Genomic DNA, 25,520 nt, shown 5'->3' with positions numbered 1-25,520 from the left:
CAAACCTGCATCACTCAGGTTGCCCGAAGCTTTGCTTCGGGTCGCAGACAGTGGGGTCGCCCTTTCTTTGCTTACTTTCTTTCGGCGAAACGAAAGAAAGTGAGTGCGCAGCCGGGCGCACATCCCGGCAACCGCTTGCCGCTCAGGCGAAATGGAGAAAACCAGCTGCGCAGTCGGGCGCATATCCCGACACCCGCCCGGCAGGGCAAGCCCGTCTGACAAAGACAAAGCACTACCTTCCAAGATACACCTCAATCACCCGCTCATCACTTTGCACCTGCGCCAAGGTGCCCTGCGCCAACACCGACCCATCACACAACACCGTGACGATGTCCGAAATGGTGTTGATGAAACTCATGTCGTGCTCCACCACCATCAGCGAATGTTTGCCCTTGAGTGACAAAAACAGCTCGGCGGTGCGTTCGGTTTCCTCGTCGGTCATACCCGCCACGGGCTCGTCGAGCAGCAGCAGCTTGGGGTCCTGCATCAGCAACATACCAATCTCAAGCCACTGCTTTTGCCCGTGGCTCAGGAAACCCGCCTGGCGCGACACACACTCGCTCAGGTGGATGGTGTGCAACACCTCGGCCAGCCGGTCACTTTGCGCGGAGTCCAGCTTGAATACCATCGACGCACCCACCGCCTTGTTGGTTTTGAGCGCCAGTTCCAGATTCTCAAACACGCTGAGTTGTTCAAACACCGTGGGTTTCTGGAACTTGCGGCCAATACCCATCTGGGCGATTTCGGACTCCTTGTAACGCAGCAGGTCGATGGTGCTGCCAAAGAACACGCGGCCTTCGTCCGGGCGGGTTTTGCCGGTGATGATGTCCATCATGGTGGTTTTGCCAGCGCCGTTGGGGCCGATGATGCAGCGCAGCTCACCGGGGGCGATGTCCAGGCTGAGCTTGTTGATGGCCTTGAAGCCGTCAAAACTCACACTCACGTCTTCCAGATACAGGATGCGCCCGTGAGTCACGTCGACTTCGCCGGGAACGGCCAAGCGCGAGAAGCCTGCCTCGCGGCCACCGGACTCGGTGTTGCCGCTGATTGAGGGGTGCGCCGCGCGGTAGGCTTCGGCGTGACGCGCGTTTTGCTCCATCAGTTCGGGGGTCATGCCTTGTCTCCTGATTTGGCGGCCGCCGTTGTTGCCAGGCGTTTGACCAGCCCCACCACACCATCGGGCAGGAACAGCGTCACACCAATGAACAGCGCGCCAAGGAAATACAGCCAGAACTCTGGGTAGGCTACGGTGAGCCAACTCTTGGCACCACTGACGATGAAGGCACCCAGGATCGGCCCGATCAAGGTAGCGCGTCCACCGACGGCTGCCCAGATCGCGATCTCGATCGAGTTGGCCGGGCTCATTTCACTCGGGTTGATGATGCCCACCTGCGGCACATACAGCGCACCGGCCACGCCACACATCATGGCCGAGATGGTCCAGATGGTGAGTTTGTAACCCAGCGGGTTGTAGCCGCTGAACATGACACGTGTTTCGGCGTCACGCACCGCCTGTAACACCCGGCCAAACTTGCTGTTGATTAACCAGCGTGCCATCAAAAAGAAGCCCAGCAGTGTGATACCGGTCAACACAAACAGCGTCATACGCATGCTGGGTGTGGCCACCGGGATGTCCAGAATGCGTTTAAAGTCGGTGAAGCCATTGTTGCCACCAAAACCGGTCTCGTTGCGGAAAAACAGCAGCATCGCGGCAAAGGTCATGGCCTGGGTGATGATCGAAAAGTAAACCCCCTTGATGCGCGAGCGAAAGGCAAAGTAGCCAAACACAAAAGCCACGATCCCGGGCACCGCGATGATCAGGAACAGGGTGGCGACAAAACTGTCGGAAAAGGTCCAGTGCCAGGGCAGTTCTTTCCAGTCCAGGAACACCATGAAGTCGGGCAGTTCACTCTTGTAGTTGCCGTCCAGGCCAATCTGGCGCATCAGGTACATGCCCATCGCGTAACCACCCAGTGCAAAAAACAGACCATGGCCCAAGCTCAGGATGCCGGTAAAGCCCCAGATCAAGTCCATCGCCAAGGCGCAGATCGCGTAACACATGATGCGACCCACCAGCCCAACGCCGTAGTCACTCAGGTGGAAAAGACTGCCTGCTGGCACCAGCAGATTGAGCACCGGCGCCACCGCACAGACAACGATCAACGCCACCAGAAAGGCTGCCCAGCCGGTGCGACTGAGTAAGGGGGCAGGGGAGGGCAAGGAGACAACAGGTTTCATAGAGGCACTCATGATCAAGCTTCCGCTGAGCGGCCTTTCATCGCAAAAATCCCTTGCGGACGCTTTTGAATAAAGATGATGATGAACACCAGCACCGCGATTTTGGCCAGCACTGCACCGGCCCAGCCTTCCAGAAACTTGTTCAGAATGCCCAGACCCAGTGCGGCGTAGACGGTGCCAGCCAGTTGCCCAACCCCCCCCAGCACCACCACCATGAAGGCGTCGACGATGTAGCCCTGGCCCAGGTCTGGGCCGACATTTCCGACCTGGCTCAGCGCACAGCCAGCCAGCCCGGCAATGCCCGAGCCCAGGGCAAAGGCGTAGGTGTCAATCCTTGCGGTATTGACCCCCATGCAGGACGCAATCGGCCGGTTCTGGGTGACACCACGCACAAACAGGCCCAGGCGTGTCCTGCCAATCAGCCAGGCGACACTGCCCAGCACAAAAATGGCAAAACCGATGATGATCAGCCGGTTGTAGGGCAGAGACAGGTTGCCGAGCACCTGCACACCGCCACTCATCCAAGACGGGTTTTCCACCCCCACGTTTTGCGCACCAAACACACTGCGCACCAGCTGCATCAGCATCAGGCTGATACCCCAGGTGGCCAGCAGCGTTTCCAGCGGGCGGCCATAGAGGAAACGGATCACGCTGCGTTCCAGCAGCGCGCCCATCAGCGCCGAGGCCATAAACGCCACCGGCACCGCCGCCAACAGATACCAGTCAAAAGCGCCGGGCAGGTAGGTGTGAAACAGGCCCTGCACCACATAGGTGGCGTAGGCGCCAATCATCATCAACTCACCATGCGCCATGTTGATCACACCCATGAGCCCGTAGGTGATGGCCAGGCCCAGTGCCACCAGCAGCAGGATCGAGCCCAGGCTGATGCCGCTGAAGAGTGCACCCAGCTTGTCGCCCCAGGCCAGGGCAGATTCCACCTGGCGCAGCGCTGCACCCAGAGCGGCCTTGACCTCGGCATCCGTTTCGTTTTCCAGCCGGGCCAGCAGCATGGTCTTGGTATTTGCCTGGCCGCTGGTGGCCAGCAGTTGGGCGGCTTCCAGGCGTTTTGATTTATCGGCGCTACCGAGCAGAGCGGCAGCGCGCACCAGATTCAGCTGGTCCTTGATGCTGGTGTTTAACTCGGTGGCCAAGGCTTTTTCGATCAGCGGCAGCTTGGTCTCGTCCGCGTCGCTTTGTAATTGTTTGACCGCCGCCGCCCGGACCTTATCGTCTTTGGAGAACAACTTGAGCGCCGCCAGCGCTGAGTCAATTTCACCGCGCATGCGGTTGTTGTTGATCACGTCCTCGGCGTCATCGGGCAGGGGGACTTCGGCCTGTGTGACCGCATCCACCACCTTGTCACCCTGGATCACCAGAATCTTGTCGCCTGCCACTTTGACAGCGTCGTCCGACAGGGCTTGCAGAAAGGCTGCTGTCTTGTCGTCGGCCGCCAGCATGGCTTTGGCCAGTGCCTCGACGCGGCTGTCGGTTTCGCCGATTGTGATGCTTTTGACCTCTTCAGCCGTTATGGAATAAGCGCTTCCAGCTATCAAAAGTAAAGTGGATAGGAGTATTTTTTTGAACATGGTCAGAACCTGTAGAGTGGGCACGGTGGCCCATGCCCACGCTGCAATTTCCCTGAGAGGGTGAGGGTTGACGCGTGGCTTTCACTTCGTTGTGTGCCTTGTCATGCCTGCCCTCACCCCGGCCCTCTCCCTGAGGGAGAGGGAGTTTTTGCCTTTTTTACTTTTTAGCAGGCTCATCCGGTTTTCCGGCATTACCTTCAATGAACGGAGACCATGGCTTGGCTTTCACCGGGCCGGGTGTTTTCCAGACCACGTTGAACTGGCCGTCGGCCTTGACTTCACCAATGAACACCGACTTGTGCAAGTGGTGGTTCTTCTCGTCCATCTTGCTCACGATGCCGCTTGGTGCCTTGAAGGTCTGGCCGGCCATCGCGGCAATCACCTTGTCGGTATCGGTGGACTTTGCTTTTTCGACCGCTTGTTTCCACATGTTGATGCCGATGTAGGTGGCTTCCATCGGGTCGTTGGTCAAAGGTTTGTCAGAGCCGGGCAGGTTCTTGGCCTTGGCGTAGTCGCTCCACTTCTTGATGAACTCGGTGTTGGTCGGGTTCTTGATGCTCATGAAGTAGTTCCAGGCGGCCAGGTGGCCCACCAGTGGCTTGGTGTCCACACCACGCAGCTCTTCTTCACCCACGGAGAAGGCGACGACTGGCACGTCCTTGGCTTTCAGGCCAGCGTTGCCGAGTTCCTTGTAGAAGGGCACATTGGAGTCACCGTTGATGGTGGACACCACGGCGGTTTTGCCACCAGCGCTGAATTTCTTGATGTCAGCCACGATGGTTTGGTAATCCGAGTGGCCAAACGGGGTGTATTTTTCGTCGATGTCTTTGTCAGCCACGCCCTTGCTCTTGAGGTAGGCGCGCAGGATCTTGTTGGTGGTGCGCGGGTAGACGTAGTCGGTACCCAGCAGCACCCAGCGTTTGGCAGCGCCGCCGTCTTTGCTCATCAAATAGTCCACGGCAGGGATAGCTTGCTGGTTGGGTGCGGCACCGGTGTAGAACACGTTCTTGGACAGCTCTTCACCTTCGTATTGCACCGGGTAAAACAGCAGGCCGTTCATTTCTTCGACCACCGGCAACACCGACTTGCGGCTCACCGAGGTCCAGCAGCCAAAAATCACAGCGACCTTGTCCTGGCCCAGCAGTTGTTTGGTCTTCTCGGCAAACAGCGGCCAGTTGGAGGCCGGGTCCACCACCACGGGCTCCAACTTCTTGCCGAGCACGCCGCCCTTGGCGTTGATCTCGTCAATCGCCATCAGCACGGTGTCTTTCAACACGGTTTCAGAAATCGCCATGGTGCCTGAGAGGCTGTGCAACACACCGACCTTGATGGTGTCAGCTGCGAGTGCGGGCAGGGCAGACAGGGTCGACAACGCAGCGGCGACCGACAGCGCCTTGAGGGTGAAACGACGTGAATTCAAAAGTGACATGTGGGCTACTCCAAAGTTGATGAAACCGTTGTCGCTGTGGTTGGCCTACGTAACAAAACGGGCTTTTCTGCAGCGATGGTTGGACTTTAGGCAAGCCTGCGGCTTTGGGAAATACGCCTTGTGGCGTATGGGGCGTCGTGTCTGTTGCATACCCCTTGGGGTGTTGAACGCCCTTCAAAAATCTAATCAGCAAGCAAAAAATTACAATTTATGTATAATTTTGACAAATATTAATGTTTGTAGTTTTTAAAAGAGGTGAGTACATGCATCAGACAGTCACCGTGCCGTACCACAGTACTGACTTCACGGACGCGCGAGTTGCTGGTCGTGTGCTTTATTCAAAGGGCCAAGTTGCCATGACAGCATCTGCGTGCCAGTCAGGGGTTTTGTGCAGCCCATCCCTCATTTGTTAAGGAAAAATCATGAACCTTCAAAACCTGCGCCTGACCACCAAGCTGTGGCTGTCGGTGTTGCTCATTGTGCTGGCCTTGGTGACAGTGGTGGGCTACACGGCCTACCGCACCGCCGAAGACCGCGCGCAGAGCGCGCAGGTGCTCCACAAACTCAATAGCCGGATCGAAGCCTCCTTGCGCTGGGCCGGTCTGACGCAAACCAATGCCGCACGTACTCAGGCGCTCATGCTCAGCAATGACCCGGTACTCGAAGCGGGCCTCAAAGAAGCGATGGCCGACACCACCGCCCAGATCAGCAAGATCCAGAAAACCATCGAAGACGACGAACTCACCGATGACGACCGCCAACAGATGAAAGTCATCGCGGCCAACCGCAAAAAGATGATCGAGGCACGCACGGCTGCCGTCAAGGAACGCTCCGAAGGCCGCCCCGAACAGGCCGCAGCCATTGTGAAAGACAGCTTCCAGCCCGCCATGCAGGCCTACCAGCAATCCCAGCGCGACTTTGTCACCCTGCAAGAAAAGTCCTTCCTGGCCACCGAAGAAGAGTTTGCCCACCGCGCCCAGAACCTGATCTACCTCACCGGTGCCATGATGCTGCTGCTGGTGGTTGGTATCCTGGTGGGTGCCGCCTGGCTCATCCGCTCCATCCGCCAACCGCTGGATACTGCCAACGACCTGGCGGCCAAAATCGCCCAGGGTGACCTCAGCATGGCCATCGACACCAGCCGCAGTGACGAATTTGGTGACCTCATGAAATCGCTCTCGAGCATGAACGCCTCGCTAGGCACCATGGTCAACCAGGTGCGCCACAGCACCGACAGCATCGCCACCGCCAGTTCTGAGATCGCCCAAGGCAACAACGACCTGGCCCAACGCACCGAACAAACCTCCAGCAACCTGCAGGCCACCGCCTCCAGCATGGACCACCTCACCCAGACCGTGCAACTCAGCGCCGACAACGCCCGCCAGGCCAGCTCCCTGGCCGCCAACGCCTCCAGCGTGGCCGAGCGTGGTGGGGCGGTGGTACGCCAGGTGGTCAGCACCATGGAAGAAATCAACGACAGCAGCCGAAAGATCAGCGACATCATCGGCGTCATCGACGGCATCGCCTTCCAGACCAACATCCTGGCCTTGAACGCGGCGGTGGAAGCCGCACGTGCTGGTGAACAGGGCAGAGGCTTTGCGGTGGTCGCCAGCGAGGTGCGCTCTTTGGCCCAGCGCAGTGCCGAAGCCGCCAAAGAGATCAAGATGCTGATCAACACCTCGGTCACCAAAGTGGCCTCCGGCACCCAACTGGTCTCGGACGCGGGCAGCACCATGAACGACATCGTGCAATCGGTGCGCAAGGTGGCCGATGTGATTGGCGAGATCACCGCCGCCTCGGGTGAACAAAGCAGTGAGATCTCGGGCATCAACCAGTCCATCGGCAACCTGGACCAGATGACCCAGCAAAATGCAGCACTGGTTGAGCAAAGTGCGGCCGCTGCCGAGAGCCTGCGTGATCAGGCCGAACAGCTGGCACAAGCGGTGGCGGTGTTCAAGACCGATGGCCAGGCACTGTCCATGGCCCAACGCCCGCCACGTGACATCACACCACGTGCGCCCTCGCTGGGGCACAAGGCAGCAGCGGCGGCACCCGCCCCCAAGAAGCTGGCGGCCTCGGTCAAACCGGCAGCTGGCAAGCCTACAGCGCCCAAACCCGCGCTGGGCAACAACCCGGCGCCTGCCAAGGCGGCGGCTGGGGCGGAGTCGGATTGGGAAACGTTTTGACTCGGATGCAGGTTGTTGATCAGCACCCCCTGGCTCAGACCCAGCAGCAGTTGGACCAATGAATAAACTCCAGGTGTTTTGAAACAAGCACCTATGGAGAAAACATGATCAAACGTCTGGATGTTGGAAGTCGCCTCTCAGAGGTGGCGGTCCACAATGGCACGGCCTACCTGGCCGGCCAGGTACCCACCGATCCCAGCCTGGACATCCAGGGGCAAACGGCGCAGGTTCTGGCCGCTGTGGATGCGCTGCTGGCCCGTGTTGGCAGTGACAAGAGCAAGATCTTGATGACCCAGATTTTCCTGGCGGACCTGGCCGACTTCTCTGGCATGAACGCAGTCTGGGACACCTGGGTGGTACCCGGTCACACACCGCCGCGTGCCACCGTTCATGCGGCGCTGGCCGACCCGGCGTGGAAAATCGAGGTGGTGGTGACCGCTGCTGTGTGAGTGGGTGCCAGACCGCAGCCCAGCACCTGGCCTGGTTGCGGCGGGGCAGCTTACCTGGCCAACTCTGCGGCGATTTGCCGCAAGGCCTGTTCAAACACCTCGGGTGGTTGCCCACCCGAGATCAGATGCTTGTCATTGAGGATGATGGCCGGCACCGAGCGGATGCCGTGGCTGGTGTAGAAGTGTTCTGCCTCGCGCACCTCGGCAGCAAATTCATCACTCGCCAGAATGGCTTGAGCACGTTCGGTGTCCAGCCCCGTTTCACCCACCTTTTGCAACAACACCTCATGGGAAGCCGGGCTCAAGCCTTCGGTGAAGTAGGCGGAAAACAGCGCCATCTTGAGCGCGTGTTGCGAGCCCGCTGGCCCTTCCAGCGCGGCCCAGTGCAGCAGGCGGTGGGCATCAAAGGTGTTGTAGATGCGATCGCGTTTGCCCATGCCGAATTCAAAACCCAAGTCAGCGCCGCGCTGCCGGATGGCCTCTGAGGCCTGTTCCAGCTGCTGGGGTGTGGAGCCGTATTTCTGGCTCAGATGCTCGGTGATGTCCTGGCCCTCGGGCGGCATGTCCGGGTTGAGTTCAAACGGCTGAAAGTGGATCTCCGTCTGGACCTCATCCTGCAGGCGGTCCAGCGCGGTTTCGAGAGACTTCAGACCAATCGCGCACCAGGGGCACGACACGTCGGAGACAAAATCAATTTTGATGGTAGCGTTCATGGCCGTAGGTTTAACACAATCGGCCTGCTTGTGCGCAGGGCGCCACGTCATCCTGACTTGGCCAAGGTGCTTGCAGGGCCCGCACCCACCGGCTACGCCACCCCAGTTATTCACAGAGGAAACCCATGACCCAGCCCCTTCTTATGCCCGACCCCACAGGTGAAGAACTCAAGGCGGCGCGCACCCGGGCCGGCTTGAGCCAGGTCGAGGCCGCGTTGTTGATGGCTTACCCGGTGCAGCCGGGCAGTCGGGGCGGCCAACAATCGCGCACCTGGCAGGCGCTGGAGAGTGCCACTGACCCACGCAACATGCCAGGCCCCATCTTTGCCATGTTTCTGCTGCTGACCAACCAGCACCCGGTGTTCACCCTGGTCAGCAAGGCCGCTGTGGCAGCGGACGACGGCGCTGATGCGCCACCAGTCTGAGGCCAAGCACTGGCGCTGATCAGAGTTGGTTTGGGCCGGTTTCAGGCCATTTGTTCACGCAACGGCCACCGACTGCACACTGGCCACGCAGTTGCGCCCTTTGGCTTTGGCGGCATACACACTTTGGTCAGCCGCTTTGAGCAAGTCATGGGCCTGGCCCATGTCGGCCTGGCGCGCGGCCACGCCCACACTGATGCTGCCGTGCCAGATGCCATCTCCGGCGGTCACCCGTTGTGCAGAGACTTTGCGGCGCAGTTTTTCGGCGGTTTGCAAGGCACCCGCCAGCGGCGTGTGGGGGCAGATGATCAGGAACTCGTCACCACCCAGGCGGCACAACAGATCGTCGGTATGGATCGAGTGCTGCAGCGTGCGCGCCAAGTGGCGCAACACCGCGTCACCCGCGTCGTGGCCAAAACTGTCGTTGATGGTTTTGAAGCCGTCGGCATCAATCATCATGCAGGACAGCGACATGTCGTGTTCAGACGCGGCCTGCCATTCGCTCTCCAGCACCTGCATGGCGAGCCGGCGGTTGGGCAGACCGGTCAACACATCGGTCATGGCCAGGGTCTCCAGCCGCTGGTTCAACTCTGACAACTCCTGCGTGCGTTGCGCCACCCGGGCTTCCAGTGACTGGTTGAGCTCATACAAGGCGCGGCTGCGCTCGGACACCTGGCTGACCAGCTGGCTCATGGCCTGAAGCAGCGCTTGTGTGGCGGGGTCGCGCGTTTTTTTGAAGGCTTCCAGCGCCTCTTCGGCCGGGGTGCCAGCCCGGGCCGCATCCATGAGCCAGGTCATGAGACGGTCGGTGCCCAGGATATGAAAGGCCAGCCAGTTGGACAAAAAACCCAGCAGGGCCGAGGCGGCCTCGCGGTTGTCACCGGCCATGCCCGCATGCATGTGCATCACATCCTGCAAAAACTGGGCGTGTTGCTGGCGGTGGTGGGTGATGTGGCCGGGATAGACCCCCGAACTCTCCATCAGCGCTTCTTCTTCACGGAAATGGTAGACCGTGTAGCGTTGCAACTCTTGAAACAGCGACTCGATCTCACCCGCGCTGGCACCCTGAGGGCGCATCAGCGCGTCGCCAAACTGGTTGATGATGTCGATCAGGTAGTGGTGCTGCTCATCAACGGTGGGCAGGCCCGTTAAAAAACAGGGGTCCCAGCGGAATGCTTTCATGTCACCTGGCCTCTGGTATGGTGTGTCCAACGTCAATGGGCAGGCATTGTAGCACCAAGACCCGTCAAAATACTGACATGAATCAAGCTTCTTCCAAACCTGAAGCGCCACCGGCGCAAACACGTAACCCCTTGCACGGCATCACCCTGGAGATGATGGTCACCCAGTTGTCCGAGTTTTACGGCTGGGACGGCTTGGCGCAGCGTATTCCAGTGCGGTGTTTTGCGCTGGACCCCAGCGTGTCGTCGAGCCTGAAGTTTTTGCGCAAAACCCCCTGGGCGCGCGACAAGGTCGAAGGCTTGTACCTGTTCATGCTGCGAGAGCAGCGGCGCGCCCGCTAGTGCGGCACGGCGCCCGTGGTCGCCTCATAAGGCGTCGAGCTGCCCACGGATCTGGCTGGCGCGAGCCTGCAAGGCCGCCAGTGTGTCAGCGTCCATGCGCGCGATGTGTTGGTAGGCCATGCCAATGCGCGGGTTCTTTTTGAGTGGGTCGGCGTTGCGCTGGTAGAAGTCCCAGTACAGCGCGTTGAACGGGCAAGCGGCCTCACCCAGGCGCTGCTTTTTGTCATAAGCGCAGCCTTTGCAGTAGTCGCTCATGCGGTCGATGTAGGCGGCGCTGCTCACATAGGGTTTGGTGGCCAGCAGGCCGCCGTCGGCAAACTGGCTCATGCCCAGGGTGTTGGGCAGCTCCACCCACTCAAACGCGTCGATGTAGACCCCCAGGTACCAGCGGTGCAGCGCCTGCGGGTCCAGCCCGGCCAGCAAGGCAAAGTTGCCAATCACCATCAGCCGCTGGATGTGGTGCGCGTGGGCGTGTTGCAGCGAGCCGGTGATGCTCGCGGCCAGGCAGTTCATGCGCGTGTTGCCGGTCCAGAACCACTTGGGCAGCGGCGTGTTGTGCTCAAAGCCATTGTGCTGGTCGTAACCCGGCATCTGCGCCCAGTAAATGCCCCGCACATATTCACGCCAGCCGATGATCTGGCGGACAAAGCCCTCAGCCGCCGCCAGTTCAACGCGGCCCGCGCGCCATTCGGCTTCGACCCGCTCCACCACCTCACGCGGGTTCAGCATCTTCACGTTCAGTGCAAACGACAGCAGGCTGTGAAACAGCCGCCAGGCCTTGCGGCTCATGGCGTCCTGGTAGTCGCCAAAGTGAGGCAGGGCGTGGCAGATGAAGTGCTCCAGCTGCTGCACTGCCTCAGTGCGGTTGAGCGGCCAGCGCAAGTTGTCAGCGCTGGGTTCACCAAAACTCTGCACACCCGCCGCCTCGATGCTGGCCCAGAGGGTGCTGTGGTCATGGCGCGGACGCAGGTCGGGCGGCTCGGGGGGCGCACCTTTCCAGGGTTTGCGGTTCTCGGCGTCAAAGTTCCACTGGCCGCCTGCGGGTTTGTCCATCCCGTCGATCAACACCCGGTGGCGCAGGCGCATGTGGCGGTAAAAGTGCTCCATCAGCCACTGCTTGCGCTGGGCAAACAACTCAGCGGCTTCATGGCGCTGGGTGTAGAAATGTTTGCTATCGACCTGAGAGCTGTTGACCCTTGCTGCATAAGGTCTAGAGGCAAAAAAGTCTTTTAAATGCTGGTCCAGCCGGTATTCATCGGGGTCTTGGTAGTCGAACTGCCGGGGCTGGTAGCGCTCAATCAGCGCGCCCAGGTTGGCGGGCAGGCTGTGCTGGTTGGCCGGGTCGTTGATCTGCAGGTAGTGCACACGGTGGCCAGCCTGCGCCAACTGGCGTGCCAGCGCACGCATGGCGGCAAAAATGGCAATGATCTTCTGCGCATGGTGCAAGACGTAGTCGGTTTCCTGGCGAATTTCCATCAGCACATAGACCACGCCAGCGTCCACTTGGGCAAACCAGGGGTGCTGCGGGTTGAGCTGGTCCCCCAGGATCAGGCGCAGGGTGTGGGTGCTTGGCGGGTTGGCGGTGGTGGGCATGTGGCTAGCCTTGTATTGGGGTTGAAACCGGGCAGTGGGTGCGGGCCATGGTGCCCGATCAGTCCGCCAACCACAGCCGCTGGTAGCTGCCCTCGGGGTCATGTTCGCGGCTTTGTTTGGCCACGTCAAACAGGCGGCCACCGCGCGGGTCGGTGCCCAGGCCGGCGATGTAGAGCCAGTTGCCGGTGTTGCTGTACACGTCATGGTCCACCAGCTGGGACTCGAACCAGGCCGCACCCGCGCGCCAGTCGCCGCCCAGCTCAAACAGCCAGAAACTCGCCACCACCTGGCGCAGGCGGTTGGACAGGTAGCCGCTGGCACGCAGCTCGCGCATGGCGGCATCCACCAGCGGTGTGCCGGTGCGCCCGGCACACCAGCGTGCAAGCTCAGGCGACCCAGCGGTGGTGGCGCGCGGCGGGGGCGGGTTGTGCGGGCGCCAGGCTGTACCGACACCTGCTCCGACACCTGCGCCCGCCTGGGCTGTCTGCGCCCCACGCAAGCCCTGCGCGTGGTACAGCCGCACGCCGTATTTGTGGTGCAGCAGGCGAAAGTAGTCGCGCCACAGCAGCTCAAACCACAGCCAGTTGCTGCCCTCGTTGGCGCCCCATTCGGCTTCAAAGGCCTTGAGTTCGGCGTACACCGTGCGTGCCGAGAGCGCCCCGCAGGCCAGCCAGGGTGAAAACTTGCTGGAAAAACCGGTGCCACTGAGCTGGTTGCGTGTGGCTTTGTAGCTGTGGGGTTGTTGGTTGGCCAGGTAGCGGCGTAGGTGCGCCAGGGCGGCACTTTCGCCCCCGGCCCAGTCGGGCAGGTGGTAGGGGTAGGACGAGCGTGCCTCGATCACACCATTTTTGATAGCTGTTGGCCCTTGATGGATAAGGGTTGAAGCCTGATATTGCTTGTAAAACAGCTGCCACGCCGGTGTCTCCAGCCGGGGCGGGGCAGGCAGTGTGGTGGGTTGGGGCAGCGGCGCGGGGGGTGTCACAGCGGCCTTTTCCAGCTGCTGGCGAAAGCGGGTGAAGACATCGGGCAAGTCACCCGCCGCAAACGGCAGCTGCTCTGGTGCCAGCAGGCTGGACTGCCACAGCGTCTGGACGGTCAAACCGGCGGCACGCAAGGCGGCCACCTCGGCCTGCTCTTCGGGCGCGGCGATGTCCTCGCAGACGATGTGGCTGGCACCCACTGTTTGGCACAGCGCCTGCAGCGTGGTTGCGGCCGGGCCGGCCAGCTCCAGCAGACGGCTGCCACAGGCTTGCAAATTGGCGGCCAGGTCGTCCAGCGTGGCGCGTTCATAACGCTGGCGGTGCGGCCCCACACGCGCAAACCCCCAGCGTGTGGTGCTGGGCGGCGCGTGGCAAAACACCGGCAGCAGCGGCTGCCCATCACGCTGCGCCAAGTGCATGGCGTGCGCCAGCGCGGGGGCGTCGGTCAGGCGCAGGTCCTTGCGAAACCAGTAGATCAGGGGTGGCATGTGGGGGCTGGGTTGGTAATGGCGCGCCAAGTCACCGTGTGCCAGGGCCGCCCGGTGTGGTCGGCCCTGAGCGGCGGCAGCGCTCGCTGCAATAGACCACCTGATCCCAGTTTCGCGCCCACTTCTTGCGCCAGGCAAACGGCAGGCCACACACCGGGCAGAGTTTGCTGGGCAGGTCGGACTTTTTGCGCATTTTCATGGGTGGTCCTGTTGTTGCCTCAATCAAAACCGAGGCTCAGTTGGGTGCTGGCCGGGGTCGGGGGCAAGCGCCGCCGGGGGCTGGGCGGGCGGCCATCACGCTCTTTGCGCGAGCCGTGTTTGTCCACAATCGCGGCCTTGGCGGCGCGCACCTCGGGCTGTTGGCGCAGGCTGTGCAGGCGGTCTTTGGCGCGGCGGGTGGCGCTGTCCAGTGCCACCAGCGGCAGCGGCCAGGCGTCTGGTGCACCGGCAGGTGCATCGGCACGCACTGTCACGCCGCAGGCCAGCTGCACACTCTCGGGCATGCGCCAGGGCTCCAGCACCCAGCTGTCGGGCACACGACGCAGCGCCGGGCACCAGCGGCGCACAAACACTGCCGTCGGGTCGTGGTCTTGCGCCTGTTTGACCGGGTTGTACACGCGGGTGGTGTTGATGCCGGTGGTACCGGCCTGCATCTGCATCTGGCTCCAGTGGATGCCGGGCTCGTAGTCCAGAAACTGCCGCGCCAGCCATTGGCCCACTTCTCGCCAATGCAGCCACAGCGGGTAGCTGGCCACCGACACCAGCAAAGCGCGCATGCGAAAGTTGAGCCAGCCGGTCTCGCGCAGCATGGCCACGCAGGCATCCACCATCGGCCAGCCGGTGCGGCCGTCGGTGAGCGCCGCAAAATGCGCGGGGTTGACGTCGTGCTCACGCAGGCCGTCGTAGCCGCGGTGCAGGTTGCGCCACTCCAGCTCGGGTTCGGATTCGAGCTTCTGGATAAAGTGGCAATGCCAGTGCAATCTGCTCAAAAAGGCCTCCAGCCCTTTTGCCGCATAGGCTTGTTGCTCCTTGAGTTGAAGCATCTTGTGTTGGGTGGCTTGCACCACCTCACGCAGGCTCAAGGCGCCCAGCGCCAGGTAGGGTGACAGGCGCGAGCAGGCCGTGGGTGCCGACAATGGTGACGAGATGCCGCCCCGGTACTGGCGGCAGCGCTGGTTCAAAAAGTCGTCCAGCACGGCTTGGCCGATGCTGCGGCCACCGCGCTGGCGCTGCGGCGGGTCCCAGGCGTCCAGCCCCAGCGCGTGTGCGCTGGGCACCGCTTGTGTGGGCCAGGGGCTGGGCCAAAACGCCAGCGCGCCGGGTTCGGGGCAGGGCAGCTGCGGCGCGGTGGTGTGGGCCTGCCAATGGCGCAGCCAATGGTTGCGGTCGCTCAGGCGGCGCACCACCCCAAATTGCGCCAACTCTTGCCAGGTGACAGCTTGGGCGCGGCACCAGCGCGCCACGGCTTTGTCACGCTCAAACGTGGCGGCGTTGCCGGTTTCTTCGTGCGAGTACAGGTGCTCAAACGGTGCCAACGTGTGCAACTGGGCCAATACCTCGGTCACCTCGCCGGTGCGAACATGCAGGCGCCCGCCCAGGGCTTTGAGGTCGCGCGCCAACTCACGCAAAGTCTCCAGCAAAAAAGCGTAGTGCTGGTGTGCGGCATCGGGCTGCGCCCACAGGCTGGGTTCAATCACAAACAGGCACAGCACCGGCCCGCGCTGGCTGGCGGCGTGTAAGGCCGCGTGGTCATGCAGGCGCAGATCACGCTTGAACCAGACCAGGCTGTAGGCCATGGGCGTCAGCCTGGACTGGTGATGGTGTTGGTGGTTTGGTTTGCTGCAACTTCTGCAGCTGTTTGCCCTTGATCTATAAGGGCTGTAGGCTGATTTGGCTCAGAGCCAGGGCCACACATCTGGTCACCGTTCCAGCGCTGGCCACACCAGCACAGGCCCTCGGGATTGATCAGGCAGGTGCCGGTGCCGCAGCAGCGTGTGTCGGTGGTCATGGTGGGCTCCTTCGGGTCAGATGAGAGTTCATCAGCGGGCGGTGACAAACACCACCGCCAGGCACAGGCAGGCCACCACCGTCAGCCGCAGGCGCAGTGGCAAAAACCACACGGGCAGCGATATCACCCGCGCCAGGCGCAGGTCTTGCCGGTAGTGCGCCAGCAGCCCGGCGATCAGCAGCAAGGCGCCCGCCTTGGGCACCATCATCAGGGCCAGCCAGCCCAGCAGCGAGGGCACCACGCTCCACAGGTAAAGCGCGTGTTTGGGTGCATCCTGCAGCTGCGGGTGGGTCATGGCAAACGCCCAGTGCAGCGCACCCACAAAACTCAGAATCACTGCGCCGTAAGCCAGCAGCCCCGGCACCCAGGTGGCCACATGGGCCGGGTCCAGCCAACTGGCAGCGGCCAGCGCCACAAACGGGATCAGCCCGCCATAACCCAGCCAGGCAACCAGGGTGGGGCAGGGGGATTGGGGGGCAGAAGCAGTCATACGCGGTGTGTGGGCCAAAAGAAGGCCGCATTGTGCTGGAAACCCGGCGCCCGGCCGGGCTTTTGGTGGCCAAAGCCAGCAGCAGCTCACGGCCTTTGGGTGGCACAAACCACGCCGGTGTTTCAAACGGGTATCTTCCAGACGCTGATGCCGACGGCACCTGTTCGGCCTGCGGAAAGACCTGGCATGACACCTGTTTCAAGCGTTTTCTATGCCCCGCAACACCTGCTGCGCCGCCGCAGCTGGCACACCCTGGCCAACTGTCTGCTGCTGGGGGCTGCTGTGTGGTGTGCCGGTCGGGCGCAGGCGCAATCCCCGGCGCCGTCTACTCCGACAGCTGCCCAGGCGGTGGCCATTTTTGCCGGGGGCTGTTTCTGGTGTGTGGAGGCTGACTTTGACAAGCTGCCCGGGGTGATCTCCACCACCTCGGGCTACACCGGTGGCAAAACTGCCAACCCGAGTTATGAGGAGGTGTCCCGCCACACCACCGGCCATGCCGAGGCGGTCAAAATTGTTTTTGACCCGGCCAAGCTGAGCTATCGCCAGCTGGTGGACCACTTCTGGCACACCATCGACCCCACCACCAAAGACCGCCAGTTCTGCGACCACGGCACACCCTACCGCACCGCCATCTTTGCGTTGGACAGCGCCCAGCTGGCCCAGGCCCAAGCCTCCAAAGCGGCGCTGGACAAGGTCAAACCGTTCAAGGAGCCCATCGTGACCCAGATTCTTCTGGCCAGCGAGTTTTACCCGGCCGAGGATTACCACCAGGACTACTACAAGAAAAACGCGGTGCGTTACGCCTTTTACCGCAGCAGCTGCGGGCGTGATGCGCGCCTGAGCAAGCTGTGGGGCGACCTGGCTGCCAAATAGTCGTTAGAGCGACGCGTTCAAAACCGGTCGCGCGTCATTCCCTTGCATGACGTTGCGGCCTAAACTGGCCAAACCATGACCGACCCTGACACCCCCCAGCCAAGTCCGCTGCAAGACACCTTGGCCCTGCAGCGCCAAGCCTATCTGGCCCATCCTGTGCCAACCCTGGCTGAGCGTCAGCGAGATTTGCGCACGCTGCAGCGCTTCATCCGCGAGCACCAGGACGCGCTGTGTGAGGCCATCAGCTTGGATTACGGCCACCGCTCGCGCCACGAGACCCTGCTGGCCGAGGTGTTCCCGGCGGTGGATGGCATTGACCACATCCTCAAACACCTGCGTGGCTGGATGCGGCCACAACGCCGCCATGTGGACTGGCGCAACTTTCTGGGCGCGCGCAATCGGGTGATCCTGCAGCCTCTCGGTGTGGTGGGTGTCATCGTGCCCTGGAACTTTCCGCTGAACCTGAGCCTGGTGCCGCTGTCTTACATCTTTGCCGCAGGCAACCGGGCGATGGTCAAGATGAGCGAAAACTCGCGCCATCTGGCGGCTTACCTGATCCAGCACATGCCGGCCTATTTCCCGCCTGAGAAGCTGCATTTTTTTGACGAAACCGGCGGTGTGGGTGTGGAATTTTCCAAACTCAAGTTCGACCACCTGCTGTTCACCGGCTCGGGCCAGACCGGCAAAGCGGTCATGGCCGCTGCCGCGCAAAACCTGTGCCCGGTCACGCTGGAGCTGGGTGGCAAGGCGCCTGCCATCGTGTGTGACGACTTTCCGCTCCAACTCGCCGCCGAGCGCATTTTGTTTGTCAAGCTGCTCAACGCGGGCCAGATCTGCACCACGGTGGACCACGCCTGGTTACCCGCCGCCAAGGTGGAGACCTTTGTGAGCCTGGCGCGTGGACTGGTGGCCCAGCGTTACCCGCGCCTGGACTCCCCCGACTACACATCCATCATCGACCAGCGTGCTTTTGAGCGGCTGCTCTCCGCCTTGGATGATGCCCGCAGCCGGGGCGCGCAGGTGCTGCCGCTGTTGGACGGCCCGGCCTTTGACCGAGCCACACGCAAAATCGCGCCACACATTGTTCTCAACGCACCCGCCGACAGCCTGCTGTTGCAACGCGAGATTTTTGGCCCGATCCTGCCGCTGCGCAGCTACACCCGGCTCGACGAGGTGATCAGCAGCATCAACGCTGGCCCGCGCCCGCTGGCGGTGTACCCGTTCAGCTACGACGCAGCCAAAGTGCAGCACATCATCGACCATGTGATGAGTGGCGGTGTTTCGGTCAACGACGCGCTGTTCCATGTCGGCCAGCACGACCTGCCGTTTGGCGGGGTAGGGGAGTCGGGCATGGGCCACTACCACGGGTATGAAGGCTTTGAGACCTTCTCCAAAATGCGCCCGGTGTTCTACCAGACGCGTTTCAGCACGCTCAAATTCCTCTGGCCACCGTATGGCAAGTTCGCCGACAAGGTGCTGGCGTTTTTGATCCGGTAGTTCTTGCTTGCATGAAAAAATGCTCTCTCGCCCTTGTTTTATAAGGGCGGGTTGCTAACTTTTCTGTAGTGTTTTGAACCGCTGGTTCGCGTGGCGCCAGGCGGACGGCGGGGTAACCGTTCTCCGGCCCCCTCGCGGGAGACGGTGTTGGTGGGGCGTTTGTTGGGGTGTTGTTGATGAGGGTGGTGCGCCGCCAGTCTCACCACGCGAATGGGTTCTGCGCCCGGTTAGCCCACCACCCGCCTTCAACAGTTTTGGATGCGTTGAGGGTGGGGAAAGTCAGCTTGAGGCTGATAGCTGACTTCCATATTTCCAGACAGCGGTCATCCAGATACTATGGTTTTGCGCTGTAACGAGGCTGTAAAAAAACACGTTTTCCACGCGCCACCCGCTGGTACAGCAGCGCGGGCAAATCGAAAGTTGTGGCGTGGGAGATCTTGACTGCAGTGTGCCGCAATTTGCCCTTGGTTTGCGCCTCACGGCACTTTCGAGGCCCTTCCACCCTATTGACACCTTGTCTGCCCCAACCCCGTCTTGGCCAGTTTCTCAATGTTGTGCACCATGCAGTAAAGATTCCACTGCGTGTTGACCTTGGCACGCCCTCGGTGGTTCAAGCGGGTCATGCGCTTGTTGTGCCGGATATTGCCAAACACCGGCTCCACCGTGCCAAAGCGTTGACTGTAGAGTTGCCTGCCCCGAGGTGAGTCAATGGCCTGGCGCATGCGCTCACTGGGGTGGGTGTTGTCTACTGCCTTGGCTTCGAAGCGTGTGACTTGACGGCCACGTCCATCATTGGGTTTGATGGGGCCCCTCAGGCATTGGTCACTGAGTACGCAGGCATTGCAATCCACCGCTTTGGCGGTGTAGGTCTGGTACGGCAACCCCTTTGCTGATAAGTAGATGGTGCCTGGGCTGCTCATCAGTTGCCCTGCTGGGCAGGCGGCGGCGGTGTTGTCGCTGAAGGTGAAGTCTTTGGGTTGAAACTTCTTGATTGGCTTGGGTTGCCCGGTTGCTTTCTTCTGCGACAACGGGTCTGGCTTGCCTTTGTATTTGTCTTGCTTTGCAAAGCGCTCATCGCGGCTGCGCATCTGGTTGTCGGCTATCAATGCGGGGATGGTGTGCGCCATGAGGTGTTGCACATTGGCATCACTGTGGTAGCCCGCATCAGCTGTGACCAAGGTGTCAGGCGTGCGAAATGGGGTGGCCTACTCAATCATGGGTAGCAGCATGGCTTGCTCGGAGCCTGAGCCAATGACATCAGCTGCGATGATGATCTGGTTTGCACTGTCAACTGCGGCTTGAGCCGCATAGCCTTGGATGACGCCTTTGCTAGTGGCCATCTTGGCGCTCTCAGGGTTGGTGATGTTGGTCTTGAGTTCCTGGCCTTTGCGGTTCAGACGCTTGGGCGCCGTGGCAAGAAACTCCCGCGTGCGTGCGGCCTCTTTGCGCAGGGCGTCAATACGGGCTTGGCGCTTTGGCTCCAGCGTCTGTTCACTGCCTTGCTTGTCCTGGGCTTGGTGCAGGGTCAATATCTTGGTGGCAGCTTGCTCCAGGCGATCCGCGCGGTGGCGCAGTTCTTCATGGGTGCCGCTGCGTTCTTTGCTGGCGTTGGAGGCGAGCTTGATGCCATCGATGGCGAACATGTTGCGCCCGATCAGGCCTTGGGCGTCGCAGGTCAGTAGGACTTGGGCAAACAGGGGTTTGATTTGTTCACTCAGGCTGCAGACGAACTTGGCGATGTGGGTGTGGCTGGGTTGGCTGTCGCCGCTGATGGCGATGAACTGGACGTTGCGTGCACAGTTTGCGCAATGACTCGGCTGGAGATCAGGCCCTGGCTGTAGGCCAGCAAGACGATCTTGAGCATGACACGCGGGGCATAGGCACTGGCTCCGATTTCATCGTTCTTGAAACGCGCATCCAGGGCGCTGAGGTCAAGTTCGTTGTCTACCAGCTAGTTCAGTGCGAAGGCAAAGCTGCCGGGGACAATTTGTTCAGACAAGACAACTGGTAGCAGCAGGCTGTTGTGATCTTGGGGTTTGTAGCGGGCCATGGGGTCGCGATCTCCTTCCTAGGATTCATCGCAAACGTCGTGCCAGAAACACTTTTTTTACAGCCTCAACGTTTGAATTGAGCGGACTGCGCGGCTTTTCGCGCAGGTCCGCTCGAATGATGGGTTGGGCCTTGGCTAGTCTTCATTCTCTGCATAAACATCGAAATAGATGCCGACGTTCCGCTCACCCAGAAACTGCATGAGTTTGGGGCCAAGTTCAAACTCTTCATTCCCGCTAGATAGGGAGAGGCCAACAGAAATGCGAAGTGCACCAAGGGTTGCAACTTGGCGCCAGACCTCAAGTTCCCGAGGAAGGCGGCCAAGAAGCTCTTCGATTGCTGCTTCAATGTCCCATTCATCGGTTTGGGCCGACTTCAGTAAATGTGTCCAGCGACCAAACTTTGGCACTCTCTTTGTGCTTCCGTCTTCTCGTTGCAACGGAACATCTTTGGTTTGACACGCAGTCGGTTCCACTCCAAACAACCGTGAAACTTCTTCGGGGTGGAGTTCGTTAGCCGTGACATGGAGGGCCGCAGAGAACCAACCAATAGGGCCACCCAGCGTAACCGTCCCAGGTGGAGCGTCTGACGGCGGCGATGGTCGAGGATGCTTCATGTAGAGGCCCAACGTTGAAATTGTGGGGCGGCGAAGCCGTCCCACACGAACGCAATGTTAGGCATGTTATTTCCTTGAGTGGTGATAGCGCCAATTGGCTAGGCATATGTAAGCACAGACCAACACGCCGAGCGAGAAACCAACACCATAAAACCAAGGCTTCATTTCTGGCGATGGTGCTAATGTGCTGGCCATTTCGGCGAAGAACCAGCCGATGGGGGCAAATGGCAAGGTCGGTGTCATCACAAGCACGGCGACACCCTCACCGTAATGCGAACGGAGTGGCACGTAAGCTAATGGCAGGGCTGATATTGCGATCAGTATCAGCCAGTCTTGCCGTCCAAGTTTCCACTGAATGCCAAGCTTCATTGAAATTGTCATCGTAATATTGACCGCAAATTCATGCGATACAACGTAGCTGCTTTCACCACAAAACCCAGCACATGCGCTTGTTCCATATGAGTAGTTCGCTCCACTAAAAATAGCAAAAAGCCCGGCAGTGCCTGCGTAGCAGGGTTATCTGACCATCGAGCAATTCTCACACCACCGATATGCGCTTGAAATCCCCTGTTTGGGGGATAACGGTGAAGGACCGCTCCCGCTGCATCTCGGTCATCTGCCTCTCCTTGCCTTTGGGTTCCTTGTATCGAGTTCAAACCTCGCACGCCAGCAGGAGATGGGTAGGGGTGGCGGCCGATTTGGCTGCGCCGAAACTTCGTTTTCTGCGCATTTGACAGTATGAGGCCGCCGCCCCTACCCATCTCCTGCCCCCCAAAGCGCGTCCGCTCAACGGAAAACCTTCACCCTGCTGGCAACCTAGTTAAATCAAACGTTTGATTTAGTTGGCTACAATGCCCTGCATGAAACACGCACCTGACTCACCCGACACCCGGCTTGCCGGGACACCGCCGCCAGCAACCACAGCTGTCACCGCCGTGCGCAGTGATGGCATTGAGGCGCGTCAGCGCCTGATGGATGCGGCGTTGGTGCTGTTTTCCGACAAGGGTTATGCCAAGACATCGATCCGGGAGATTGCCCTGGCGGCGCACGCCAATGTCGCGGCCATCAGTTATTACTTTGGTGACAAGGCCGGTCTGTACCGTGCCGTGTACTTTGATCAGCGCACCAACCCCCAGTTGACCAATGACATTCTGGACGGCGCCGAGCGTGGTCTGGAGCCCGCGCTGCAAGGTATGTTGCGGGGGGTGATGGCACCCCTCAAACTGGGTGAGGCGATGCAGCGTTGTATGAAATTGCATTTCCGCGAAATGCTGGAACCCACCGGTTTGTGGGCCGAAGAGATCGAGACCGACTTCAAACCGACGCACGCGGCGCTGATGGCGGCACTGTGCCAGCACTTGGGTGTCGCCGAGGCGGATGACGACATTCATCGTCTCGTGTTCACGTTCATGGGTCTGGGCACCACGCCGCATGTGGCGGGCGACGTGGTGGCCGCCATCCGGCCCGCGCTGCTGGCCACACCACAGGCGATCGATGTGTATTGCGACCGCCTGGTCATCTATGGCATGGCCATGGTGGAGGCCGAGGCCAGGCGTCGCCAGGGTGCCACCGCTGCCTCACCCCCCATGTCATCAAGCTGCCAAGCCACTACGGCAGAGTCTGCCACCCGTCCATTGCCTCAGCCTGTTTCCCCCTCACCATGAATTTCAGAATCAAGCCTTTTGCCAGCCTGTCCCTCACCGTGCTGGCGCTGTCTGGCTGCGCCAACCTGATGCCACCGGCCCAGGTGCCGATGGTGGTGGCGCCTGCCTGGCAGGCACCGTTGCCGCACCAGGGCACCGTGTCCTCTTTGTCGAACTGGTGGCAGCAGCAGGGTGACCCGCTGCTGGTCGAGCTGATTGAAGCGGCACAAGCCGCCAGCCCGTCGGTGGCGCAGGCCGTGAGTCGTATTGCCACTACCCGCGCCAACCAGGCCACCGCCAATGCCGCGCTGATCCCGAACCTGAGCGCCCAGGCCAGTAGCAGCCGGGGTGTCAGCCAGCCCGATGTGCCGGTGGCCACCAGCTCGCAGCTTGGTGTGCAAGCCGCCTGGGAGCTGGACCTGATTGGCGCCAACCGCGCGGTCAGTCGCGCAGCCCAGGCGCAGATGGAAGGCAGCCAGGCCCAGTGGCACGACGCCCGGGTGTTGGTGGCCGCCGAGGTGGCCAACACCTATTACAGCTTTGCCAGTTGCACTCGCCAGCTGGGTGTGGCCGAGCGTGACGCGGCCTCGCGGCTGGAAACCGCGCGACTGACCACCATCAGCGCCCAGGCCGGGTTTGTCGCACCGTCGGTGGGGGCGCAAGCCCGCGCCAGCGCCGCCGAGGCCAACAGCCGCCTGACCCAGCAAACCCGCTTGTGTGAACTCGATGTCAAAGCCCTGGTGGCGCTGACAGCGGTGCCTGAGCCTGATTTGAGGCAAAAACTGGCTCTATCCCAGGTGAAACAAGGGCAGATAGCTATGTTTTCCGTATCGTCTTTGCCGATTCAGGTGGTGTCACAACGCCCCGATGTGTTTGCGGCCGAGCGTGATGTGGTGTTGGCCAGCGCCCAGGTGGGCAGCGCCAAAGCGCAGCAGTGGCCGCGTTTGAGCCTGAATGGCAGCATTGGCAACCTGCGTGTGCGCAGCGGCGCCGGCACCAGCGAGGTGTCGACCTGGTCGTTTGGCCCGCTGGCGTTGAGCCTGCCACTGTTTGACGGTGGCCAGCGCGCAGCCAATGTGCAGGCGGCCTACGCAGCCTACCAGTCGACCGTGGTCACCTACCAGGCCAAGGTGCGCCAAGCCGTGCGTGAGGTGGAAGAGGCCATGTTGACCCTGCGCAGTGTGCAGACCCGCCAGGGGGATGCCGAGGTGTCCACCCAAGGGTATGCCGAGGCACTGGCCGCCACCCAGCAGCGCTTTGACCAAGGCCTGGCCAGCCTGATGGAGTTGGAGGATGCCCGGCGCAGCGCGCTGGCCGCCGAATCCAGCGTCTTGACCCTGGCGCTGGAGCGCCAGCAGGCCTGGGTGGCCTTGTACCGCGCTGTGGGTGGCGGGTTCGAGCCCGACCGCTTGTCCACCCCCAGCCCAACACCAAGCCCCGCAACGACCCACACCGCCTTGTAAGCGGCGTTGTTCCGGTCACCGTCTTTTTGTATTTCAACGATTTTTGTCATGAAGCTCATCCAACTCAAACCCCTCACCCTGGGCCTGATGGCCGCTTGTCTGCTGGTTGCCGGTGGCCTGGTGCTGCTGGCCCTGCAGCCCGCTGCGGCCGATGCCGTCGCCCCCAGCGCCACCAGCAAACCCGCGCTCACGGTAACCCTGACCCAGGCGCGTGCGGGCACCCTGCCGATCAAACTCACGGCCAATGGCAACCTGGCGGCCTGGCAAGAGGCCAGCATTGGCGCCGAGGCCAGTGGCCTGCGGGTGCAAGAGCTGCTGGTGCAGGTGGGTGACCGTGTGCAACGCGGGCAGCTGCTGGCCAGGTTTGCGCCCGAGCCGGTACAAGCCGAGGTGGCGCTGGCGCGTGCTGCTTTGAGTGAAGCCACGGCCAATGCGGCAGAGGCCGCCGCCAATGCGGACCGCGCCCGCGCTGTGCAAGGCACAGGTGCCTTGAGCGCCCAGCAGATCAACGTTTACCTGACGCAGGAGCTCACCGCCAAGGCCCGCGTGGAATCGGCCAAAGCCCAGCTCGACACCCAGCTGCTGCGCCTGAGCTACACCCGGGTGCTGGCGCCTGATGCGGGCATCATCTCCAGCCGCAGCGCCACCGTGGGGGCGGTGCTGGGCGCGGGCACCGAGATGTTCCGTCTGATCCGCCAGGGTCGTCTGGAGTGGCGCGCCGAGCTGACCTCCAGCGAACTGAGTCAAGTGGCCGTGGGCACCCCGGTGCTGGTCACCGCCCCGGGCGGCGCCCAGACCCAGGGCCGGGTGCGCATGGTGGCACCCACGGTGGACGCCCAGACCCGCAATGGCCTGGTGTATGTGGACCTGGCGGCCCCCAAGGGAGGCAGCGCCGGAAATGCGGCGACAGGTGTGGCGGCCAGTTTCAAACCCGGCATGTTTGCCCGGGGCGAGTTTGCGCTGGGCAGCTCCAGCGCCATGACCCTGCCACACAGTGCGGTGCTGGTGCGTGACGGCTTCAGCTACGTGATGCGTGTGGGGGCCGACAACAAGATCAGCCAGCGCAAGGTGCAAACCGGCCGCAGGCTGGGTGAGCAGGTCGAGATCTTGGCTGGCGTTGCGGCGGAGGATCGGCTGGTGGCCAGTGGTGTGAGTTTCCTGACCGAGGGTGACCTGGTGCGCGTGGTGGATGCCAGCGCCACGCTTTCCAAAGAAAAAAGCACACCAGCCCAGGTAGCACCAGGGCAAGCAGCTAGCAATTAATGAGTATTCAA

Annotated in this window: 26 protein-coding genes; 9 read left to right on the top strand and 17 right to left on the bottom strand. The window is 61.4% G+C overall.

Features of this window, described 5'->3' with window-relative positions; translation table 11 throughout:
- Positions 1-232: 232 nt before the first annotated feature.
- The 4 genes from urtD to urtA form a co-directional block, all read right to left on the bottom strand.
- The gene (gene urtD, locus RF819_RS19020) at positions 233-1,114 is read right to left on the bottom strand and encodes an urea ABC transporter ATP-binding protein UrtD (protein WP_078366407.1); all 882 of its coding nucleotides are present in this window, start codon (positions 1,112-1,114) and stop codon (positions 233-235) included.
- Complete coding sequence (gene urtC, locus RF819_RS19015; RefSeq protein WP_078367070.1) at positions 1,111-2,238, bottom strand: urea ABC transporter permease subunit UrtC; 1,128 nt, start codon at positions 2,236-2,238, stop codon at positions 1,111-1,113. Before urtC ends, urtD begins: the two co-directional genes overlap by 4 nt.
- A gap of 14 nt (positions 2,239-2,252) precedes the next feature.
- Positions 2,253-3,824, bottom strand: coding sequence for an urea ABC transporter permease subunit UrtB (gene urtB, locus RF819_RS19010; RefSeq protein WP_078366406.1), 1,572 nt, complete (start codon positions 3,822-3,824; stop codon positions 2,253-2,255).
- Between the two features lie 157 nt (positions 3,825-3,981).
- On the bottom strand, positions 3,982-5,253 hold the full coding sequence (gene urtA / locus RF819_RS19005; protein WP_078366405.1) for an urea ABC transporter substrate-binding protein: 1,272 nt from the start codon (positions 5,251-5,253) through the stop codon (positions 3,982-3,984).
- Positions 5,254-5,675: 422 nt separating this feature from the next.
- On the opposite strand from urtA, the gene RF819_RS21940 reads away from it, so the two are divergent.
- Both RF819_RS21940 and RF819_RS18995 read left to right on the top strand, forming a co-directional pair.
- Positions 5,676-7,439, top strand: a complete 1,764-nt coding sequence (locus RF819_RS21940) for a methyl-accepting chemotaxis protein (RefSeq protein ID WP_078366404.1) — start codon at positions 5,676-5,678, stop codon at positions 7,437-7,439.
- 104 nt (positions 7,440-7,543) lie between these two features.
- Positions 7,544-7,888: a RidA family protein gene (locus tag RF819_RS18995; RefSeq protein ID WP_078366403.1), complete on the top strand. Its 345-nt coding sequence runs from the start codon at positions 7,544-7,546 to the stop codon at positions 7,886-7,888.
- Positions 7,889-7,938: 50 nt separating this feature from the next.
- Here the strand turns inward: RF819_RS18995 and RF819_RS18990 are convergent, their stop codons facing one another.
- Entirely contained in the window at positions 7,939-8,601 is a 663-nt protein-coding gene (locus RF819_RS18990; protein ID WP_078366402.1) for a DsbA family oxidoreductase, read from the bottom strand.
- Positions 8,602-8,726: 125 nt separating this feature from the next.
- Between RF819_RS18990 and RF819_RS18985 the strand changes: the two genes are divergently transcribed.
- Positions 8,727-9,026, top strand: a complete 300-nt coding sequence (locus tag RF819_RS18985) for a RodZ family helix-turn-helix domain-containing protein (protein WP_078366401.1) — start codon at positions 8,727-8,729, stop codon at positions 9,024-9,026.
- 54 nt (positions 9,027-9,080) lie between these two features.
- On the opposite strand, the gene RF819_RS18980 is transcribed toward RF819_RS18985, so the two are convergent.
- Complete coding sequence (locus RF819_RS18980) at positions 9,081-10,205, bottom strand: GGDEF domain-containing protein (protein ID WP_078366400.1); 1,125 nt, start codon at positions 10,203-10,205, stop codon at positions 9,081-9,083.
- A 77-nt stretch (positions 10,206-10,282) separates the two neighbouring features.
- Between RF819_RS18980 and RF819_RS18975 the strand changes: the two genes are divergently transcribed.
- Positions 10,283-10,546 (top strand): VF530 family protein, encoded by a 264-nt coding sequence (locus RF819_RS18975; protein ID WP_078366399.1) that lies wholly within the window; start codon positions 10,283-10,285, stop codon positions 10,544-10,546.
- A gap of 24 nt (positions 10,547-10,570) precedes the next feature.
- Here RF819_RS18975 and RF819_RS18970 read toward each other — a convergent pair whose 3' ends face one another.
- The 6 genes from RF819_RS18970 to RF819_RS18945 are packed head-to-tail and all read right to left on the bottom strand — an operon-like array spanning position 10,571 to position 16,105.
- Positions 10,571-12,139, bottom strand: a complete 1,569-nt coding sequence (locus RF819_RS18970) for a cryptochrome/photolyase family protein (protein WP_078366398.1) — start codon at positions 12,137-12,139, stop codon at positions 10,571-10,573.
- 58 nt (positions 12,140-12,197) lie between these two features.
- Positions 12,198-13,607, bottom strand: a complete 1,410-nt coding sequence (locus tag RF819_RS18965; protein WP_078366397.1) for a DASH family cryptochrome — start codon at positions 13,605-13,607, stop codon at positions 12,198-12,200.
- A 31-nt stretch (positions 13,608-13,638) separates the two neighbouring features.
- Entirely contained in the window at positions 13,639-13,806 is a 168-nt protein-coding gene (locus RF819_RS18960) for a DUF2256 domain-containing protein (RefSeq protein WP_200223921.1), read from the bottom strand.
- A 19-nt stretch (positions 13,807-13,825) separates the two neighbouring features.
- Positions 13,826-15,403 (bottom strand): FAD-binding domain-containing protein, encoded by a 1,578-nt coding sequence (locus RF819_RS18955; RefSeq protein ID WP_078366396.1) that lies wholly within the window; start codon positions 15,401-15,403, stop codon positions 13,826-13,828.
- A 5-nt stretch (positions 15,404-15,408) separates the two neighbouring features.
- Positions 15,409-15,615 carry a hypothetical protein gene (locus RF819_RS18950; protein ID WP_078366395.1) on the bottom strand — a complete coding sequence of 69 codons (207 nt, stop codon included), beginning with the start codon at positions 15,613-15,615 and terminating at the stop codon, positions 15,409-15,411.
- A gap of 31 nt (positions 15,616-15,646) precedes the next feature.
- Positions 15,647-16,105 (bottom strand): DUF3429 domain-containing protein, encoded by a 459-nt coding sequence (locus tag RF819_RS18945; protein WP_078366394.1) that lies wholly within the window; start codon positions 16,103-16,105, stop codon positions 15,647-15,649.
- Positions 16,106-16,291: 186 nt separating this feature from the next.
- Here RF819_RS18945 and msrA point away from each other — a divergent pair, with 186 nt between their 5' ends.
- Together msrA and RF819_RS18935 are read left to right on the top strand one after the other, a co-directional pair.
- Positions 16,292-16,978 (top strand): peptide-methionine (S)-S-oxide reductase MsrA, encoded by a 687-nt coding sequence (gene msrA / locus RF819_RS18940; protein WP_078366393.1) that lies wholly within the window; start codon positions 16,292-16,294, stop codon positions 16,976-16,978.
- 75 nt (positions 16,979-17,053) lie between these two features.
- Positions 17,054-18,475 carry a coniferyl aldehyde dehydrogenase gene (locus RF819_RS18935; protein WP_078366392.1) on the top strand — a complete coding sequence of 474 codons (1,422 nt, stop codon included), beginning with the start codon at positions 17,054-17,056 and terminating at the stop codon, positions 18,473-18,475.
- Between the two features lie 503 nt (positions 18,476-18,978).
- Here RF819_RS18935 and RF819_RS21570 read toward each other — a convergent pair.
- From RF819_RS21570 to RF819_RS21155, 5 genes are all read right to left on the bottom strand, one after another.
- Positions 18,979-19,653, bottom strand: coding sequence for a transposase (locus RF819_RS21570; protein WP_078366391.1), 675 nt, complete (start codon positions 19,651-19,653; stop codon positions 18,979-18,981).
- A 27-nt stretch (positions 19,654-19,680) separates the two neighbouring features.
- Positions 19,681-20,118: a hypothetical protein gene (locus RF819_RS21565; RefSeq protein WP_200224370.1), complete on the bottom strand. Its 438-nt coding sequence runs from the start codon at positions 20,116-20,118 to the stop codon at positions 19,681-19,683.
- Positions 20,119-20,189: 71 nt separating this feature from the next.
- Positions 20,190-20,426: a transposase gene (locus RF819_RS22060; RefSeq protein WP_420853882.1), complete on the bottom strand. Its 237-nt coding sequence runs from the start codon at positions 20,424-20,426 to the stop codon at positions 20,190-20,192.
- A 234-nt stretch (positions 20,427-20,660) separates the two neighbouring features.
- Positions 20,661-21,140 carry a DUF4279 domain-containing protein gene (locus RF819_RS18920; protein ID WP_078366390.1) on the bottom strand — a complete coding sequence of 160 codons (480 nt, stop codon included), beginning with the start codon at positions 21,138-21,140 and terminating at the stop codon, positions 20,661-20,663.
- Positions 21,141-21,206: 66 nt separating this feature from the next.
- Positions 21,207-21,509, bottom strand: a complete 303-nt coding sequence (locus RF819_RS21155; protein WP_143541769.1) for a hypothetical protein — start codon at positions 21,507-21,509, stop codon at positions 21,207-21,209.
- A gap of 491 nt (positions 21,510-22,000) precedes the next feature.
- On the opposite strand from RF819_RS21155, the gene RF819_RS18915 reads away from it, so the two are divergent.
- Genes RF819_RS18915 through RF819_RS18905 form a run of 3 tightly spaced genes read left to right on the top strand, consistent with a single transcriptional unit; the run spans position 22,001 to position 25,509 of the window.
- Entirely contained in the window at positions 22,001-22,804 is an 804-nt protein-coding gene (locus RF819_RS18915) for a CerR family C-terminal domain-containing protein (protein WP_078366389.1), read from the top strand.
- Complete coding sequence (locus tag RF819_RS18910; RefSeq protein WP_078366388.1) at positions 22,801-24,246, top strand: efflux transporter outer membrane subunit; 1,446 nt, start codon at positions 22,801-22,803, stop codon at positions 24,244-24,246. The genes RF819_RS18915 and RF819_RS18910 overlap by 4 nt, the downstream gene beginning before the upstream one ends.
- Positions 24,247-24,294: 48 nt before the next feature.
- Positions 24,295-25,509: an efflux RND transporter periplasmic adaptor subunit gene (locus RF819_RS18905; protein WP_078366387.1), complete on the top strand. Its 1,215-nt coding sequence runs from the start codon at positions 24,295-24,297 to the stop codon at positions 25,507-25,509.
- Positions 25,510-25,520: the final 11 nt, after the last annotated feature.

Origin of the sequence: Rhodoferax fermentans, from assembly GCF_002017865.1 — a bacterium.
GTDB lineage: Bacteria > Pseudomonadota > Gammaproteobacteria > Burkholderiales > Burkholderiaceae_C > Rhodoferax > Rhodoferax fermentans.
Note: the sequence above shows the minus strand (reverse complement) of the source record. Positions and strands in the feature narration are given on the sequence as shown.